We start from the raw sequence: 15,950 nt of genomic DNA, 5'->3' as shown, positions 1-15,950 counted from the left end.
GTTCTGGGTCAAGAAAACTACTAGCTTTCTTATCCCTTTTACTGTTTTAAGGTCGACATTCAAATGTCTCGTTCTGAATTTTTCTCTTTAAGAAATCTTCAGGGTTGTTGTCTATTGTTTAATTATCAAGGTTCTTTTTTGTCTTTGTCTGTCTCTCACGAGTCAGCCTAAACATAATATCATGCGTCTCTTTAGTTTGTCAAGATGTTTTTTTAACTTTTTTTGATTTTTTTCAACATCTTTTTCCACATTCAACATATGCATGTTTTCCTGCTTACAAACCACAAGATTTAGGCCCGCCAGACAAACGGAGAAAGAGGGATTTGAACCCTCGCGCCGCTATTAACGACCTACTCCCTTTCCAGGGGAGCCCCTTCGGCCAGCTTGGGTATTTCTCCAAATCTGCTCGATTTTTTCATATAAAAAACTACCAGCTAACCGGTTGGTAGTTTTTCAAGCGGAGAGGGTGGGATTCGAACCCACGCGCCCTCTCGGACAAACGGTTTTCAAGACCGCCTCGTTATGACCACTTCGATACCTCTCCACATATTTAATTGACGTCGTTTACCTCAGCGACAGTGATTATTCTAGCACACAAAGGATTCTTCGTCAATAGCTAATTTCCATTTTTTTATTTTTTCTCTCAGCTTTTCTTTCTTCCAAGAAAACTTTCGCAATTTCCAGATCTTCCGGTGTCGTAATCTTAATATTTTTGTATGAACCTTCGAATAATTTGACCGGTCGATTCATTGTCTGTTCAACAACCATGGCATCATCCGTTACATTAATGCATTCTTTCTTCATCAGCTGAGAATATGCCTCTTGAATCAACGAATTTTCAAATACTTGCGGCGTCTGAACCGCCCATACATACTTTCTCTCCGGTGTATTCACCGCAAATGTATCGTCATCTACTAATTTTATAGTATCTTTACTCGGCACACCAGCAACACAAGCCTTGTATTGTTCTACAGTGTAATATGCACGTTCCAAAATCTCTTCATCGACAAACATTCTCGCACCATCGTGGATATAAACATAACATTCTTCTCCTGCAATCATCCCAAGGCCCTGCCAGACAGAATCGAATCGTTCTTTTCCTCCCGCCACAATGGCACGAATCTTTGCGAAGCCATATTTTTCTACAATCTGATTCTGGGCATACTTCTCCTGACCTTCGCCCACCACCAGAATAATATCATCTATGATTTCTGATTTTTCAAAGCTTTCCAGCGTATAATAGATTAATGGTTTTCCATCTAATTCAATATATTGCTTCTGGACCGACGTCCCCATTCTCTTTCCCTGACCTGCTGCCAGTACAATTGCTGTACATCTTTTTTTACCTTGAATCTTCATATCCATTACTCCGTTTTTTTGAATCTTATTATCGTTCCCCGAGCTTCAGATTCGGAACCGCATTCAGATCCCATCCATGTCTGGTTCCATTCATATACTCATAATAAGCCGCTACCCCGATCATTGCCGCATTATCTGTACAATAAATCGGTGACGGATAATAGAATTTCACACCTCGTTCCTCACACGCTGTTTTCATAGCGGACCTAAGCGCACTGTTTGATGCCACACCGCCAGCAATCGCAAACTTATCTACATGATACTCTTCTACCGCATGCATTGCATTTGCTACAAGGACATCAGTAACTGCTTTCTGAAAAGAAGCAGCAATATCTGCCTGGTTATACTCCTGCCCTTTCATCTGGCAGCCATTGATATAATTCAACACTGAAGATTTTACGCCACTGAAGCTAAAATCATATGGGGCATCTTCTACATGTGCCCGCGGAAATATAATTGCTTCTGGATTCCCTTCTTTCGATACTTTATCAATCTTAGGACCCCCGGGATAGCCTAGCCCAATTGCCCTTGCCACTTTATCAAAAGCTTCTCCCGCCGCATCATCTCGGGTTCGCCCGATAATATCAAACTTTCCATAGTCCTTGACACGAACCAGATGGGTATGTCCACCCGAAACAACCAGAGAAAAGAATGGCGGTTCCAGATCTTTGTGTTCAATAAAATTAGCTGCAATATGGCCTTCAATATGATGCACACCTACCAATGGTTTCTTCGTTGCATATGCAATAGCTTTTGCCTCTGCCACCCCCACCAGGAGCGCTCCCACCAGTCCCGGACCATAAGTAACGCCAATCGCATCAATATCATCCAGCGTCACATGCGCCTCTTCCAATGCCGTCTCTATGACCTGATTTATTTTTTCAATATGCTTTCTGGACGCAATCTCAGGAACCACACCCCCATATAATGTGTGAAGTGCAATCTGTGAAGATATGATATTCGATAAGACTTCCCGTCCATTTTTCACTACTGCTGCTGCCGTCTCATCGCAGGAGCTCTCAATTGCCAGAATTAATACATCTTTCTTTTCGCTCATAACTATACCTTTCCCTACTAATCAGAAAATACAAGTTCCACAGAACGCTTATCTTTTGCTGCGATTGCTCTTGGGAATATCTCCCTTACTGCATCCATATAATCTTCTGGCCTTGTCAATGATGGACTATAATGCGTCAGCCACATCTCTTTTACATCCGCTTCTTTGGCAAGCTGTGCAGCTTCGTAAAACGTCATATGCTTGTATTCTTTTGCTTTTTTCAGTTTATCCTTTTCTCCATACATTCCTTCACAGATAAACAAGTCCGAACCAGCTGCATTTGTCTTAATGGATTCTGTTGGTCGGGTATCTGTACAATAGGTCAGCTTAATTCCCTTTCTTGCAGGGCCAAGCACCATATCCGGTGTATAGATCTGCTCACCGGTATTGACCGTCTCTCCTTTTTGCAGAGTCCCCCAATACCGTTGTGGAATCTGAGCAGCATTTGCACGCTCCACATCGAACTTTCCGGCACGGTCGATCTCCATAGTATAACCATAGCATGTCACATTATGATTAACACGAAATGCTTTTAGCCGGTAGCCATTCATCTCGAATGTCTTCTCCGGCTCATTGACTTCTATATATTTAATAGCAAACGGAAGCTCTGGTGCAATAACACGAAGTGCATTCACTACACGTTCCAGCCCCTTAGGTCCAATTAATGTCAGCGGTTCCGTCCGGTCCGCATTTCCCATCGTAAGAAGCATTCCTGGGAGTCCGCTGATATGATCTCCATGATAATGGGTAAAACAGATGACATCAATGGGTTTAAAGCTCCATCCCTTTTCCTTGATTGCAATCTGAGTTCCTTCCCCACAATCGATCAATATACTGCTGCCATTATACCGCACCATAAGAGCTGTCAGCCAACGATACGGCAACGGCATCATCCCTCCGGTTCCTAACAAACATACATCTAACATATTTTACCTCAATTTTCTATTTTGATTTGAAAACTTTCCACCAATTCATCATAGCAGTCCTCGCAAAGGTCAAATCGATCCACCTGATTATCTTTTCTTGAATGATACCCCCAGCGTTTTTCGACTTCTAACACATCCTCCTGGGGAATCCCTCCACGAACCCAAATCTCTTTGCCACATTTATTGCATATGATTTTTTCAACTTTATTTTTTTCTTCTAATTCTGTTCTAAACTGGCGCATACAATTCCTCCTGTGAGTATCCTGTCACTTCTTCTTTCTTGTTACGCCTACATTATATCTACTGTCAGCCTTGCTTTCCAGTGGGAACTGCTGTCATAACTGCCAGCTATTTCCCAAGTTGTCTGCTCATTAATATTGCATCTTCTTTTGGGTCTGTATAAAAGTCCTTGCGAATTCCATCTTCGACAAAGCCACAGCCCTTATAAAAGGCAATCGCCGCCTCATTGCTCTCTCTAACATCCAGCATCAGATTCACGATCCCTTTTTCTTCACAGAAGTTTTCTAGCGCCAACATCATATGACCAGCCACCCCTTGTCGCCTGCAAGATGCATCCACAGCAATTCTGGCAATCTCTCCCTCATCCAACACATAATATACAATCAGGTAACCTGCCAGATGTTCATTCTGCCACGCCCCCAGAAGCACTGTATTCTTCTGGGATAATGTTTCACCTATAGCATTCGCCGACCATGAATCTGAAAATATTTCCCGTTCCAAAGCAGCTATCTTATTAATGTCATTTTCGTCAATCTTACGAACTTCTAACATATTATAACGCCTCGATATCCTTAATCAACTGATCTACTGCTTCCTTCTTGGTTGCCCAGCTTGTACAAAATCGCACAGCGCTATGAGAAGCATCTACAGCCTCCCAAAAGGAAAATGAATATTTATCTTTTATCACATCTATATGCTCATTTGGCATAATCGGAAACTGTTGATTCGTATACGAATCATATCTTAGTGGATATCCCTTCTTCACAAACGCTTCTTTCAACCGCATGGCTAATTGATCTGCATATTCTGCAATTTCAAAATACAGTCCATCTTCGAACAATGTCTCAAACTGAATGCCGAGTAATCTTCCTTTTGCAAGCATACCGCCATGTTGTTTGATAAGATATCGAAAATCCTTCTTAAGCGCTGGATTCACAATAACAACCGCCTCGCCAAACAATGCTCCTACCTTCGTTCCACCAATATAAAACACATCTGTCAAAGCAGCAATATCTTCTAATGCAAGCGTATTCTCCTCAGACATCAGGCCATATCCCATCCTTGCTCCATCCAAAAACAATGGAAGTCCCAGCTCCTCACAAGTCTCGTGCAGTGCCCGCAATTCTTCTTTACTATACAATGTTCCATTCTCCGTTGGCTGGGAGATATATACCATTCCCGGCTGTACCATATGCTCATGGGTATCATCATTCCAATGAGCATCATACATCTCATGAACCTGAGCAGCGGTAATCTTACCATCTTCACTTGGAAGCGGCAGCACTTTATGTCCAGTCGCTTCAATCGCACCTGTCTCATGTACATTAATATGTCCGGTCACCGCCGCAACGACCCCTTGATGCGGACGAAGGATGGAACTGATCACTGTAAAGTTCGTCTGTGTCCCGCCCACGAGAAAATGCACATCCACATCATCCCGCCCGCAGGCCCTGCAGATCAGCTTTCTTGCATTCTCGCAATGGGGATCCTCTCCATAACCTGCCGTCTGTTCAAAATTCGTTTCTTCTAATTTCTCTAAAATCCGAGGATGAGCTCCCTCCAGATAATCACATTCAAATCTAATCATGTCCAAGTCTCTCCTTTCTCTCACGTTCTGCCTGCGATACACGCAGATAATCCGGCTGATGTTCCGCGGCAGTTTCTATCTTGCCCGCACGATAATATGCAACCGCAAGAGCTCCCACAGATGCCGCTCTCTGTCGATTCATATTCGCCGGTGCAAAAGAGACCTTCTTTCCAGACATAATACGATTCTCAAGAACATCACGAAATACCGGAACTCCATCTCCAAGAAATATAATCTCTTTTTCTACATTCTGAAGCTTCTCACCCAATTTCTCAACACTGATTGCCATCTGATCTTCCAGGATCACCAATTCATCTCCGTCAAATTCATAGATTCCTGTATAGACCTGGCCTCTTCTGGCATCCATAATCGGGCACACAATCTTATCCGTACCACACAGATTATAAGCTAATCCTTCCAATGTCGGTATATGAATCAATGGTTTTTTCAGTGCCAGTCCAAGTCCCTTCGCGGTCGCCGATCCAATTCGCAATCCGGTAAATGATCCCGGTCCCGCTGCCACTGCTATGGCATCGATACTCTCCATATCCAATTCTATCATCTTTGCCACTTCGTCCAACATTGGAAGCAGAGTCTGAGAATGAGTCTTCTTATAATTCACCGTATATTCTGCTATTGTCTCCTGTTCCACCGGTCCCGCTTCCACAATTGCTACACTGGCCACAAGGCCAGAACTGTCTAATGCTAATATTCGCATACGCTAACCCTCCGATAATCAAATCCCTTTTCCAGATCCTTCTCTATCTTAATCTCCGTATAATGTTCCGGAAGAATCTCTTCTATCAGATTTGCCCACTCAATCAGACTTACTCCTTCTCCATAGATGTAATCTTCATATCCAATCTCATCCATCTCTTCTACATCACCAATCCGATACACATCAAAATGATAGAAGGGCAGGCGCCCTTCTTCATATATCTGTACAATGGTAAATGTAGGACTGCTGACAGGTTCTTCAATACCAAGTCCTGCTGCCAACCCTTTTGTAAAAACAGTCTTACCGACTCCCAGATCTCCAACCAGCGTATAGACCTGCCCTGCTTTGACAGACTGACCCATCTTAAATCCAAGTTCATAAGTCTCTTTCTCACTATTCGTCTCAATTATCATAAGAAAAATCCTTTCTATCTCTTCTTATCCAGTCGGCGGATTCTCACCGCCGGTGCCGGCATATGTGCATATATCATATCTACAACCGCTGTATATTCTTCTGCCATCTGATCTACCGGAAGAATAATTGCACGTTTCTGGGCATCATATAATATAATAATCCTTTTTTTGGATACTGCACGTTTAAACTTACTCCAGGAAGCTTTCCCACTGTCATCCGGAGTTGTAGTCTCTATTCCATAATCATCGAATTCATAAGTGACCGGTATATCCAGCCTCCTCGAATTCTGCATCTGACGTTCCACTTTTCTCTTGATAATATAAGGAAATATAAAGAATATTATCAATGCAAATATTAAGAAAAGTCCCATAAAAAGGTACTTTCCCTTCATAGCGAATGCCATCGTCAAGCCGATATTAATACCTCCCAAAATAAAGGAACCTATACCAACTGCCCCAGAATAAATGTGATATGTCATAAAATCTACCATCGATTGAACATCCATCTTCACTTCTACCTTCACTGACATATTCCCATCCCCCCTTCATTATTAATACTCTGTGGAGATAAGTATAACACATCTTTTTTTCTTCGGCTACTGATGTTATACTTATTTTGTATTTGAAAATATGTAACAGGAGGATGATCTATGAAGTTTACATTTTATCATAACAACATCAATGTATTGGATCTGGAAAAGTCTGTAAAATTCTATGAAGAGGCTCTGGGGCTTTCCATTACACGTGAAAAAGAAGCGGAAGATGGCAGTTTCAAACTTGTGTTTATGGGAGACAACACCACTCCACATCTTCTAGAACTGACCTGGCTTCGTGATATGGACAGACCTTACAATCTTGGAGACAATGAATTTCACCTGGCAATGCGGGTAGATGACATGGATGCTGCACTGGCACATCACAGGGACATGAACTGCGTATGTTTTGAAAATCTGGAGATGGGTGTATATTTTATTAATGACCCCGATGGATATTGGATCGAAATCTGTCCGGCCAAATAGTCTATTATGACATTATCCCCAATATCAAAGAGCGCCAAAGAGATTTCTTTGGCGCTGATGTATTCTAGTCATTTTTCACTTTAGATTCTTGCCTTCAGAATCGGGCTGATTTTCTTATAAATCAAAAATACAATCAAAGATACCAGAAATCCTTTCAACAGATTAAATGGTGCCACTGCGAAGATCACAAATGTTGTAAGACTGGTAATATGACTATTCACTGCGGTTCCCATTCCTACCAGTGCATCAATTGGCATTCCAAATGCTTTTGCATAAGTCGGCAGTAATACGAACGCATTCAGGAAACAGCCAATAAATGTCATAAACAAAGTACCTGTTACCATTCCTATGATTGCACCTGTTCTGGTACGTTTCTTCTTATAAATCACTGCTGCCGGTATAACAAATGCACAACCAATCAGGAAATTAGCAACTTCTCCGACACCAGCCGTAGCTGTCCCGTTGATTGCAAAGTTTAAAAGAATTTTAAGCAATTCAATAATCGCTCCGGCAAGTGGTCCCATAGTAAAACATCCAATCAATACCGGCACTTCACTAAAATCAATCTCATAAAACGATGGTGCAAAAGGAAGAGGGATCTCAAATAGCATCAAAACCACCGCAATGGCGGAAAGCATTCCCATCTGCGCCATCATTCTTACTTTTGTTCCTGAATTTCCTTTTGTTTTCACTACTGCATCTGTACTCATCTGTCTTTCTCTCCTTTTAATAAATATTAGAAACTGTCAAGAAAGAAAATCTTCTTGGAATCATGTAACCACAGCAGAATTAATATTCTATAAATTAAGAAATCCCCGACACTTTCGTATCGGGGTCTGTTGATATATCCATATATTACACAATCCTTCTCTCATCCAGACTTTACTGTCGGTTCTGGAATCTCACCAGATCAGCTGATGCCATAATACATCAGGTCGCGGACTATACCGCCGGTTGGGACTTGCACCCGACCCCGAAGAATTTCTTATCAGTTCAAAATTATTATAGCGCTACATACACGATGTTGCAATACATTTTTACTATTTATTCATCTCCCAAACCGGCATATGATCTTCACACCGCTCAAGATTCGGGCACTCTCCATAGACCAACGAATAGATCGGCGACTCTTCTTCGTATCTCTGAATCGCCTTGTCCAGTTTCGCAAGCATCTTCTCTCTGTCATGTGGCAAGGTTCCCCGAACACGAAATTCTATAAAATCATGAAAGCCATCATACAAAATACTCTGCTCTTCTCTGACATTCAGTCGTTCAATCAATGTCCTCTCTTCTCTTAGATTCTCCAACTCGTCTGCCGGAACGAATCGTCCTGCCTCCACTTCTTTGTAAAGAGGTACTTCTTTATGTAGGAACATAGAAAAATTCACCACATGCTTCGGATGTGTCCGACCCAGGAATTCTGCCATTGCCTCTGCATTCTCCTGGCCTCTTCCGTGCCCGGCTACACCCGTCATAATATGCGCATCATAAATCAGCCCCGCGTCTTGAAGTCTCTTGATCTCCGTATAAGCCTGGTCAAGATCATGATCCTTCTCCATAAAATTCAGCACATCATCCAAACCGCTTTCAATTCCAAGATACAGATGTCGCACACCTTGTTCATACAAAATCCGAAGCTCCTCATCTGTCTTCACACGGATGCTGGTCACCGTTGTATCCATATTGATGCACTGACATTCTGGGAAATAATTATGTATTTTTTCAAGAATCTTCAATAACTGTTCCGTCTTAAGTCCAAATGCATTACCGTCTCCCAAAAATATCTTCTTAGGCATCCCACCTAGATTCTTAACTCGTCTAAGTTCATCCTCAATCTGCTCCATGGGAAGCTCCCGATACTTTAGATGGCGGAACAGATTACAGAATTTACATCTATTATAAGAACACCCCACCATAACCGGAAGCATAAAGGAGGAGCGTTCCATGGGCGCACGGCATATCTGACCTTCGTAATTCATTCATCTTCCTCCTTGTCATTTCATATGCCAGGAACTGTCGGTTCGATTATTACTCCACGTAATAGACATAATCCTCTTTGCGAGGTTTCGTCTCCGGGTAATCCCCTTCTACATATCCAATCACACAATGACCAATTCCTTCGTAATCTCCTTCTACTCCCCATTTCTTCAGAAGTTCTTTCCCATCTTCAGATTCAAATTCTTCTTTTGCACGATGGATCCAACAACTTCCAAGTCCCAGAGAATGTGCCGCATTCATCATATTTCCCATTACAAGGCTTCCATCATAGAGGTAAGTCGGTCTGCTCTTATCAGCCAGCACAATCAAAACTACCGGCGCACCATAAAATGGATCTGTATCCGTTCCCATAATTGCCGCATTCATAGCGGACAGCTTATCCCTTGTCTCCTGATCAGTTACAGCAATAATAACCGGAGACTGGCGATTCATTCCCGTTGCAGCATATGTGCCGGCTTTGACAATCTCTTCTATATCTTCCTTTTTTACCATGTCAGGTTTGTAAGCACGAATACTTCTTCGCTCTATCATGTTCTTGATGCTTTCGTTCATAATGATAGCCCTCCTGTTGTTCTGATTTCTATAGAAATAAAATAACACTATGGGGATGGGTTGGCAAGAGGTGTGACCGTTTTAACAAAAATGTAAACAGCAGATGTTGCCGTGGCAGATGAACAATACTTTTGGCATAATTTTTTCGTACCTTTCTTTGCCATGTTTTGCCCGGATTTGCTAGGTTTTCTACCCTTTTTTACTGTTTTTTCTTAACATTGTAAAAATCCGAAATCTGGCACAAAATGGCATATTTTTGTATAGTTTGGAAGTCAATGTTGGTATATTGGTAAATTCGTACTAACGCAGTTTTCCTTGAATTTTCTGGGTATTTTGGATTTTTCGTTTTTTATTTTCGTGCAATTTCAATTCGCAATGTTGATAAAACTCACCATACAAATATACTTCTTACACGATTTTCAATTTTTCCATCTCACCTTTTGCATCTTCAAAACTCACATGCGTATATACATCCAGCGTGACACCAATCTCTGAATGCCCCATAAGATACTGCACCAATATGGATTCATTTCAGCTAAATCCATATTGGTGCAGTAAGTATGTCTACATACATGAGGTATGATTTTCGGCATCTGAACTTAATAAATGCTATTGTATTTCATACAGATGTGATCAAAATACTTCTACCAATAAAGTGCAACCATCGGCATACCATTCTTATCCAGATACAGGAAACCAACATATTTTCCAATCATGGGTTCCTTTTTCGGAGCTTTACGCTTTTTTAGAATTCTCATTTCAGTTTTAAATAAAATGTAGATACCCCATAATACTTTGAGAAATGTGGATCTTCTTTTACAAATTTCAGGAAATCTCTCTCCTGCTTTTTTGTCATTCTTCTGCAACTCAACTAACCATAACTTAGCATCAGAAATACGAATATCGTTAATCTTACGACTGCCAAACTCATCCTTTTTCAGAACATTGATTACGGTCTGATGACCAGCCTGCGTAGACTTACGAACGCCGGTCTTCAAAGCAACATATCGTTCTACTAATTCAATAACCGTATATCTGCTTTCAGAATATTTTCCAAACAAAAGTTGGCGCTTTTTCAGTTCTTCAATCTGAACCCTTAATGCGATACAATCTCTTTTTCCTGCCGGGATCTTGTCGTTTGCTTCCAGTTTCCAACTGTACAAACACTTCTGTTTTCCGTTATCGTAATATGTGTAACGGTATCTTCCATCTTTGCCTTGGCTTTCTCCATCTCTTAAAACTCGATTCTTGCAATCTCTTCTTCCTGATTTCATAGAACTTACTTCAACACATCTCTCAACGCCCTGAATTTCGCCATTGCGTTTATGTCATTTTCTGTTGTCCATTGTTCAAACCATTCTTTTTCTTCCACCTTATACGGATCTGCAACGAATCGTTTGATAAACTTCGCCAGCTGACTTCTAAATGCCCAATTCAAATCTGATGTTTTATTCACTGTATCGAAATCTTTTACTGTCTGTTGTACATCTGCAAATCCGAGTAGATATCTGAGAATCAAAATATCCGCAAAAGTGAACGGCTTTATATCATAGTCCAGATGAACAAATGACATATATGGTCCACCCTGTTTTATATCATCTGTCACCAATGAATATGCACCGATAGTCTGCGCCAACGATATCGCATAGACTTCTCCCAGGTCACCAGACATATATAGCCAACGATTATCTTTTACATTGTTTTCAAATATTCTGTATACACCTTGCTCTTTCAGTTTAGCATTGGTATATAATTCGATTTTCCCTTCTTCGATATCAGCATCAACAGCTTCCAAAACTGCCTTGCCATGATGTTCTAATTCAATGTTTCGAATCTGCTCGTATATAAATAATCCATCTTTAAAAATATCAAACAATATAATCTGCATATTTGCCCGATATAAATGGATGATTACATTTGTGTCTAAAGAAGCTCTCAATCTGCAATTCCTCCTAATAAAGCATCTAAGTCATCTTCTTCTGCTTCTTCCCTTTCCACCAACTTGTCACTGATATCCTCGATTGTAAGATGATAACATTCCAACGCTTTTTCCAGAGTTTCCTGTGGAATGACATTATGATTGTAATTATCAATTACATACTCAATGTACTCATGCGGAATTTCAATTTCTTCTGTTGCTTCATTTAAACGCTGGTTACCACCAACGCTTCTAAGAAGATTTCCCACTCGTAACTGAATACGCGCGTTATCCAATTTTGTTCTTTCATTCCCACTAATCTTTTCAAGGTTTTCCAACCTGTTTAATGCCATCTCAAAACTTACGTTAAATTCAGACATGATTCTTGCTATATCCATTGCAGTTAATCCTTTAGATTTAAAATCCACAATTTCCAAATCAAGAAACTTATCTACTTCATCCTCTGGCATTAATAAACACGATGCGAAATAATTGGCTTCCTGTTCTTTTTCATTTGTGCTACGTCCAGCTATCGTAATCGCATCGTCAATAAAAGAATTTGCTCTTTCCAGATGCAAAACAACATGGCCGATTTCGTGAGCCAAAGTAAAGATTTCTCTCGCCAATCTACTACATGTATTTGTGAAAACCACTATATCATTGTCTTTCTTCATAACAAAGCCAAGATCAGCATCTTCACCAAGCGGATATCTCAGTAATTTGTATCCTAATCTTTCGCACTCTTTAAACAAGTCAATAATACCATAGCGACTCACTTTACATTTTTCTCGAAGCGCATATGCTTGTTTTCTGATATCTCGTTTTCTGCCTTCCAGCATTATGCCCCTCCTTTAAACGTCGTCCTTATGCTGTAATTTTTCATTCAAATGCTTATTGGCATAGAACAAATCAAGCATATCAAAAATTTTCTTTGAAGATGCTTTTTCATCACCTACGCGATACTCAACTATCGGAGTTTCATCAAGAACTCTTGTGATATCTCCAACCTGTACTTTTAATACGTTTGCAATCTTAGCCAAAACATCTAATGTAATATTGTTAGTTCCACTTTCAATACGAGCATACTTCTGTCTACTGATTCCAATTTGATCTGCAATTTGTTCTTGCGTAAAATTAGCAGCACTTCTTAATGCTTTGATGCGACCTCCTAATAATTCGTTCATGATTTCTCCTCCATTCTTGTAATTATATTCTATCATCGCGAATTCAGCGCGTCAATATGCGTGTTATATTTTTATAACATTTGCATTATTATATGTTATAAAAATATAACTTTTTCTATTCATCAATTGATTACTGACTGTCCATGTCCTCTGGATAGCTGCGTTAAATTAAAATGATAACATTCCAAGTTACTCCTCCTCTACAATTCCCTGTCTGCCCTGTACCATATCGGCTACACGCAAATGAAACTGCAGCTCTGGAATATTCAACACTTCATCCATCAATTCATAAAACTCCGATTCCATCAGATACTGTGTATCTTTGCAAATTGCTTCAATCGCAGCACCCTTTGTAATCAGACGATGTACTCTGGCCTTATCTTTTTTCTTTCTCTGGTAGGTGATCTGATTTTCTGCTCGCTGAATACAATGCTCTGCCTGCAACTGCTTTAATCTTGCATCTTCAATCTGCTGTTTGATTTTTTCTTGTTCTCTTATATTCTCTTCTCGATACTCTTCAAATGATTTCTTTCTTGCCATATGTAAATACCCTTTCTTTAAAAACCTTTCTCATTATCGGATTTCTAATCCGCAAAACCTTTTCTGAAATGGCTTTCAGAACAATTTCCCCCGGAGAACGCACATACTTTGCTAAAAGTATATAAGTGCGCTCTTCAGCCTTGCTTCAGAGATTATTCAAACGGATTAGGGTGTCAAAAGACACATCTGAAATATATTAACTTTACTTGTACCTTGAAAATTTAACACGAATCTGTTTTGAAGTGATGAAATCAGAAAGGACAGCTGTATGGAAGAATTATCCTTTCGGTGTTTTATGCCGGATTGTTTTCGCAGGCACAACAAATCAAACTATTTTCATAATCTAATAGCTTGTGGAAATTCAATGCTGCTATTTTAAACCCGAAATGTAACCGTGTTTGTTTTTTCCCATGTGCTGGTATTTTATCCACACGGTACTTTCTTCGAAGCAACGAAGGCAATGCCTCCACACCATTTCGGAAATGTGCATATTTTGTAAATTCTTCCGTTTTCATAAACCGAAGCTGTTTGGCACGGTTTACTGCTTTCCAGGATAATTCCTTTAAGGAATATCCTACATTGAAACGTGGTTTACACTCTTGTAGATAAGGACACGATTCACAATCGCATTTTTTAAAATGGGTATTGCATCTGTCATTATGTTCGTCATAGTGTGTATAGAATGGTTTTTTGTGATTGATACACTCTATTAATTCATGCCCGTCTTCACTGAAAATAAATTCAACAAAAATATCTGCCGGTTTTCTCCCGGTAAAGTTTGTTGTAATAAGCCTGATTCCGTGTTCGTCAGCCTTTGCAACATTTCCTTCACCGCCATAAGCACCATCTGCAACTATTAGCACTTCCTGGTCATAGACAGGTTCCTGATCCAGATGGTCTTTCATGAACTGGCTGTCACTATATATGTTTTGTTCATAAGCATAGTCCGTGACCAGACTTTTATTTTCACCTACGGTTTCCGTAAGATTTGCGACATACCCTAAATGTTTTCCACCTGCTTTTTTACGAAAAATAGCTTCTGGATCCGATGGATTTAATAAAACCTTTGAAGGGTCTTCCTTTTCTTTTTTATCTCGCAGGCGTCTGGTTCCGTCATCATCTGTAATTGTCTGTTCTTTAAGAAGACGGATCAACAGCTGGTATTCACTGGTATCATCAAACCCGCCTTCACAGATCTCCAGAAGTTTTTCGGCATCGTGCAAGACTACGATCGTCCTTTCGTTAGCATCCAGTTTCCGTTGATGGTAAATAAAAGCATTGTAATCATCTTTTTCGGCATAATGTTTTTGTTCTGTCGGAAGATCGATCCCTTTGGCAACCATAACTTTTGCGAGGTTTGCCACGCAGGTATAAAAGAGTTCTAATAAAGAAAGATTCCTAATATTAGCTGCAACCATAAGGCTGTCCATTCTTTGCATGGCAGGGGTAAGTCTCATAAATTCTGCGATTTCTTTTGCTAAAGATGTGACACATATATGGATCAGATCAATACCCGTCTCTGTTTCATAGGCAAGACAACGGGCACGGAATCTGCTCAGGGTTCTGTCGCTTAAGGGCTGTTCTTCAAAACTGGTGGTATGAAGAGCGTATTGATAGCGGATATCAAACATCAGAGCCTGAACAATCTCATCATCGCTGTCTCCAAGGGCTTCTTTTAAAATCAGTGCGCCAACAATCACGTTTACCGGAGTGTTAGGACGGGAAGCCTTATTGCTATACAATACAGAAAAAATATCCTCATCGATAGCCGGAAAAATCTTATCTGCAAAAGTTTTTGCCCAGGATTTTTCAAGAAATCTACGTTCTCTTTCTGTTAAATTGAATGTGCTGTCTGTAAAAGACATCTGTTGACTGCTATTTGGTACAAAAGCCATGAAATCACCTCTTTTTAGGATGATTTCATTATACCAAATAAAATAAAAAATAACATCGTGTTAAATTTTCAAGGTACAAATATATCAAAGGTCACTGACCTTTTGACACCCTAATCTCAAACGGTAATTCCTCATCTTTCGGAACTTCCATGAATCCTTCACTGTCTGTTTTAGTTTCCTACGTATTATCTATTTCAGCAGCTTTGCCTTCCGCAAAATAATGCTCATCCACAACAACCTCTGTGGTAAAAACCTTCCTATCATCCTTACCGGTATAACTACCAGTCTGGATTCGGCCGCACACAGCGATTTTCATCCCCTTCTTCAACCACTTCATGGCAAACTCGGCTCCCTTACCATAAACCACACAATTGATAAAATCAGATGCGGTGCTGTTGCTTCCACGATATCTACGATCAACTGCAAGCGTGTATTTTACCATCAGAGTGTCACCGGAACCTCCAACATATTTTGATTCTGGATTTCTTGTTAATCTTCCCATTAACTGAACCTTATTCATATAATTCACCTTTTTAACCTTTC

The 15,950-nt window shown here is 40.3% G+C and carries 19 protein-coding genes, 2 tRNA genes, 1 pseudogene and 1 riboswitch; of the genes and pseudogenes, 1 reads left to right on the top strand and 21 read right to left on the bottom strand.

Going from position 1 to position 15,950, the window contains the following annotated elements; translation table 11 throughout:
- Positions 1-308: 308 nt before the first annotated feature.
- From ACQRD1_RS12800 to ACQRD1_RS12750, 11 genes are all read right to left on the bottom strand, one after another.
- Positions 309-398, bottom strand: a tRNA-Ser gene (locus ACQRD1_RS12800).
- Positions 399-458: 60 nt separating this feature from the next.
- Positions 459-544, bottom strand: a tRNA-Ser gene (locus tag ACQRD1_RS12795).
- Between the two features lie 65 nt (positions 545-609).
- Entirely contained in the window at positions 610-1,359 is a 750-nt protein-coding gene (gene ispD, locus ACQRD1_RS12790; RefSeq protein WP_235233192.1) for a 2-C-methyl-D-erythritol 4-phosphate cytidylyltransferase, read from the bottom strand.
- A 28-nt stretch (positions 1,360-1,387) separates the two neighbouring features.
- On the bottom strand, positions 1,388-2,416 hold the full coding sequence (tsaD, locus tag ACQRD1_RS12785; RefSeq protein WP_235233193.1) for a tRNA (adenosine(37)-N6)-threonylcarbamoyltransferase complex transferase subunit TsaD: 1,029 nt from the start codon (positions 2,414-2,416) through the stop codon (positions 1,388-1,390).
- Positions 2,417-2,433: 17 nt separating this feature from the next.
- Positions 2,434-3,342, bottom strand: a complete 909-nt coding sequence (locus ACQRD1_RS12780; RefSeq protein WP_235233194.1) for a ribonuclease Z — start codon at positions 3,340-3,342, stop codon at positions 2,434-2,436.
- A gap of 8 nt (positions 3,343-3,350) precedes the next feature.
- Positions 3,351-3,584: a hypothetical protein gene (locus ACQRD1_RS12775; RefSeq protein WP_235233195.1), complete on the bottom strand. Its 234-nt coding sequence runs from the start codon at positions 3,582-3,584 to the stop codon at positions 3,351-3,353.
- Positions 3,585-3,690: 106 nt separating this feature from the next.
- Entirely contained in the window at positions 3,691-4,134 is a 444-nt protein-coding gene (gene rimI, locus ACQRD1_RS12770) for a ribosomal protein S18-alanine N-acetyltransferase (protein WP_235233196.1), read from the bottom strand.
- A gap of 1 nt (position 4,135) precedes the next feature.
- On the bottom strand, positions 4,136-5,170 hold the full coding sequence (locus ACQRD1_RS12765; RefSeq protein WP_427787712.1) for a threonine aldolase family protein: 1,035 nt from the start codon (positions 5,168-5,170) through the stop codon (positions 4,136-4,138).
- Entirely contained in the window at positions 5,163-5,888 is a 726-nt protein-coding gene (tsaB, locus tag ACQRD1_RS12760; RefSeq protein ID WP_427787710.1) for a tRNA (adenosine(37)-N6)-threonylcarbamoyltransferase complex dimerization subunit type 1 TsaB, read from the bottom strand. The genes ACQRD1_RS12765 and tsaB overlap by 8 nt, the downstream gene beginning before the upstream one ends.
- A complete protein-coding gene (tsaE, locus tag ACQRD1_RS12755) occupies positions 5,876-6,301 on the bottom strand; it encodes a tRNA (adenosine(37)-N6)-threonylcarbamoyltransferase complex ATPase subunit type 1 TsaE (protein WP_235233199.1) in 426 nt (141 codons plus the stop codon). The genes tsaB and tsaE overlap by 13 nt, the downstream gene beginning before the upstream one ends.
- A gap of 14 nt (positions 6,302-6,315) precedes the next feature.
- On the bottom strand, positions 6,316-6,831 hold the full coding sequence (locus ACQRD1_RS12750) for a YcxB family protein (protein ID WP_235233200.1): 516 nt from the start codon (positions 6,829-6,831) through the stop codon (positions 6,316-6,318).
- Between the two features lie 120 nt (positions 6,832-6,951).
- Here ACQRD1_RS12750 and ACQRD1_RS12745 point away from each other — a divergent pair, with 120 nt between their 5' ends.
- The gene (locus ACQRD1_RS12745; RefSeq protein ID WP_427787708.1) at positions 6,952-7,320 is read left to right on the top strand and encodes a VOC family protein; all 369 of its coding nucleotides are present in this window, start codon (positions 6,952-6,954) and stop codon (positions 7,318-7,320) included.
- An 80-nt stretch (positions 7,321-7,400) separates the two neighbouring features.
- Here ACQRD1_RS12745 and ACQRD1_RS12740 read toward each other — a convergent pair whose 3' ends face one another.
- The 10 genes and pseudogenes from ACQRD1_RS12740 to ACQRD1_RS12695 form a co-directional block, all read right to left on the bottom strand.
- Positions 7,401-8,030 carry an ECF transporter S component gene (locus ACQRD1_RS12740; RefSeq protein WP_235233202.1) on the bottom strand — a complete coding sequence of 210 codons (630 nt, stop codon included), beginning with the start codon at positions 8,028-8,030 and terminating at the stop codon, positions 7,401-7,403.
- A gap of 149 nt (positions 8,031-8,179) precedes the next feature.
- Positions 8,180-8,305: riboswitch (FMN riboswitch) on the bottom strand.
- Between the two features lie 55 nt (positions 8,306-8,360).
- Entirely contained in the window at positions 8,361-9,299 is a 939-nt protein-coding gene (locus ACQRD1_RS12735; protein ID WP_347375799.1) for a radical SAM protein, read from the bottom strand.
- Positions 9,300-9,348: 49 nt separating this feature from the next.
- Entirely contained in the window at positions 9,349-9,870 is a 522-nt protein-coding gene (locus ACQRD1_RS12730) for a nitroreductase (RefSeq protein ID WP_235233204.1), read from the bottom strand.
- Between the two features lie 644 nt (positions 9,871-10,514).
- Positions 10,515-11,144: an integrase DNA-binding domain-containing protein gene (locus ACQRD1_RS12725; protein ID WP_427787706.1), complete on the bottom strand. Its 630-nt coding sequence runs from the start codon at positions 11,142-11,144 to the stop codon at positions 10,515-10,517.
- A gap of 5 nt (positions 11,145-11,149) precedes the next feature.
- The gene (locus ACQRD1_RS12720; RefSeq protein ID WP_427787704.1) at positions 11,150-11,809 is read right to left on the bottom strand and encodes a PIN domain-containing protein; all 660 of its coding nucleotides are present in this window, start codon (positions 11,807-11,809) and stop codon (positions 11,150-11,152) included.
- Positions 11,806-12,627, bottom strand: coding sequence for an ImmA/IrrE family metallo-endopeptidase (locus tag ACQRD1_RS12715; RefSeq protein ID WP_427787702.1), 822 nt, complete (start codon positions 12,625-12,627; stop codon positions 11,806-11,808). The genes ACQRD1_RS12720 and ACQRD1_RS12715 overlap by 4 nt, the downstream gene beginning before the upstream one ends.
- A 12-nt stretch (positions 12,628-12,639) precedes the next feature.
- Positions 12,640-12,972 carry a helix-turn-helix domain-containing protein gene (locus ACQRD1_RS12710; RefSeq protein ID WP_427744908.1) on the bottom strand — a complete coding sequence of 111 codons (333 nt, stop codon included), beginning with the start codon at positions 12,970-12,972 and terminating at the stop codon, positions 12,640-12,642.
- 189 nt (positions 12,973-13,161) lie between these two features.
- Entirely contained in the window at positions 13,162-13,512 is a 351-nt protein-coding gene (locus tag ACQRD1_RS12705; RefSeq protein ID WP_427787701.1) for a DUF3847 domain-containing protein, read from the bottom strand.
- A gap of 293 nt (positions 13,513-13,805) precedes the next feature.
- Positions 13,806-15,407 carry a transposase gene (locus tag ACQRD1_RS12700; protein WP_427787700.1) on the bottom strand — a complete coding sequence of 534 codons (1,602 nt, stop codon included), beginning with the start codon at positions 15,405-15,407 and terminating at the stop codon, positions 13,806-13,808.
- Between the two features lie 91 nt (positions 15,408-15,498).
- Positions 15,499-15,927: pseudogene (locus tag ACQRD1_RS12695) on the bottom strand (single-stranded DNA-binding protein).
- Positions 15,928-15,950 lie beyond the last annotated feature (23 nt).

The sequence above is a fragment of the Bariatricus sp. SGI.019 genome, assembly GCF_050315235.1.
In the GTDB taxonomy this organism is placed as follows: Bacteria; Bacillota; Clostridia; order Lachnospirales; family Lachnospiraceae; genus JAFBIX01.
The sequence above is the reverse complement of the archived record's forward strand: the minus strand, read 5'-3'. Positions and strand labels throughout refer to the sequence as shown.

Excerpts from the sequence above, each read along its gene's own strand:
- ACQRD1_RS12775 (WP_235233195.1), bottom strand. The coding sequence starts at position 3,584 with ATGCGCCAGTTTAGAACAGAATTAGAAGAAAAAAATAAAGTTGAAAAA.
- tsaE (WP_235233199.1), bottom strand. The coding sequence starts at position 6,301 with ATGATAATTGAGACGAATAGTGAGAAAGAGACTTATGAACTTGGATTT.
- ACQRD1_RS12765 (WP_427787712.1), bottom strand. The coding sequence starts at position 5,170 with ATGATTAGATTTGAATGTGATTATCTGGAGGGAGCTCATCCTCGGATT.
- ACQRD1_RS12715 (WP_427787702.1), bottom strand. The coding sequence starts at position 12,627 with ATGCTGGAAGGCAGAAAACGAGATATCAGAAAACAAGCATATGCGCTT.
- ACQRD1_RS12705 (WP_427787701.1), bottom strand. The coding sequence starts at position 13,512 with ATGGCAAGAAAGAAATCATTTGAAGAGTATCGAGAAGAGAATATAAGA.
- ACQRD1_RS12745 (WP_427787708.1), top strand. The coding sequence starts at position 6,952 with ATGAAGTTTACATTTTATCATAACAACATCAATGTATTGGATCTGGAA.
- ACQRD1_RS12725 (WP_427787706.1), bottom strand. The coding sequence starts at position 11,144 with ATGAAATCAGGAAGAAGAGATTGCAAGAATCGAGTTTTAAGAGATGGA.
- ACQRD1_RS12700 (WP_427787700.1), bottom strand. The coding sequence starts at position 15,407 with ATGGCTTTTGTACCAAATAGCAGTCAACAGATGTCTTTTACAGACAGC.
- ACQRD1_RS12735 (WP_347375799.1), bottom strand. The coding sequence starts at position 9,299 with ATGAATTACGAAGGTCAGATATGCCGTGCGCCCATGGAACGCTCCTCC.
- tsaB (WP_427787710.1), bottom strand. The coding sequence starts at position 5,888 with ATGCGAATATTAGCATTAGACAGTTCTGGCCTTGTGGCCAGTGTAGCA.
- ACQRD1_RS12750 (WP_235233200.1), bottom strand. The coding sequence starts at position 6,831 with ATGTCAGTGAAGGTAGAAGTGAAGATGGATGTTCAATCGATGGTAGAT.
- ACQRD1_RS12780 (WP_235233194.1), bottom strand. The coding sequence starts at position 3,342 with ATGTTAGATGTATGTTTGTTAGGAACCGGAGGGATGATGCCGTTGCCG.
- ispD (WP_235233192.1), bottom strand. The coding sequence starts at position 1,359 with ATGAAGATTCAAGGTAAAAAAAGATGTACAGCAATTGTACTGGCAGCA.
- rimI (WP_235233196.1), bottom strand. The coding sequence starts at position 4,134 with ATGTTAGAAGTTCGTAAGATTGACGAAAATGACATTAATAAGATAGCT.
- ACQRD1_RS12730 (WP_235233204.1), bottom strand. The coding sequence starts at position 9,870 with ATGAACGAAAGCATCAAGAACATGATAGAGCGAAGAAGTATTCGTGCT.
- ACQRD1_RS12710 (WP_427744908.1), bottom strand. The coding sequence starts at position 12,972 with ATGAACGAATTATTAGGAGGTCGCATCAAAGCATTAAGAAGTGCTGCT.
- ACQRD1_RS12740 (WP_235233202.1), bottom strand. The coding sequence starts at position 8,030 with ATGAGTACAGATGCAGTAGTGAAAACAAAAGGAAATTCAGGAACAAAA.
- tsaD (WP_235233193.1), bottom strand. The coding sequence starts at position 2,416 with ATGAGCGAAAAGAAAGATGTATTAATTCTGGCAATTGAGAGCTCCTGC.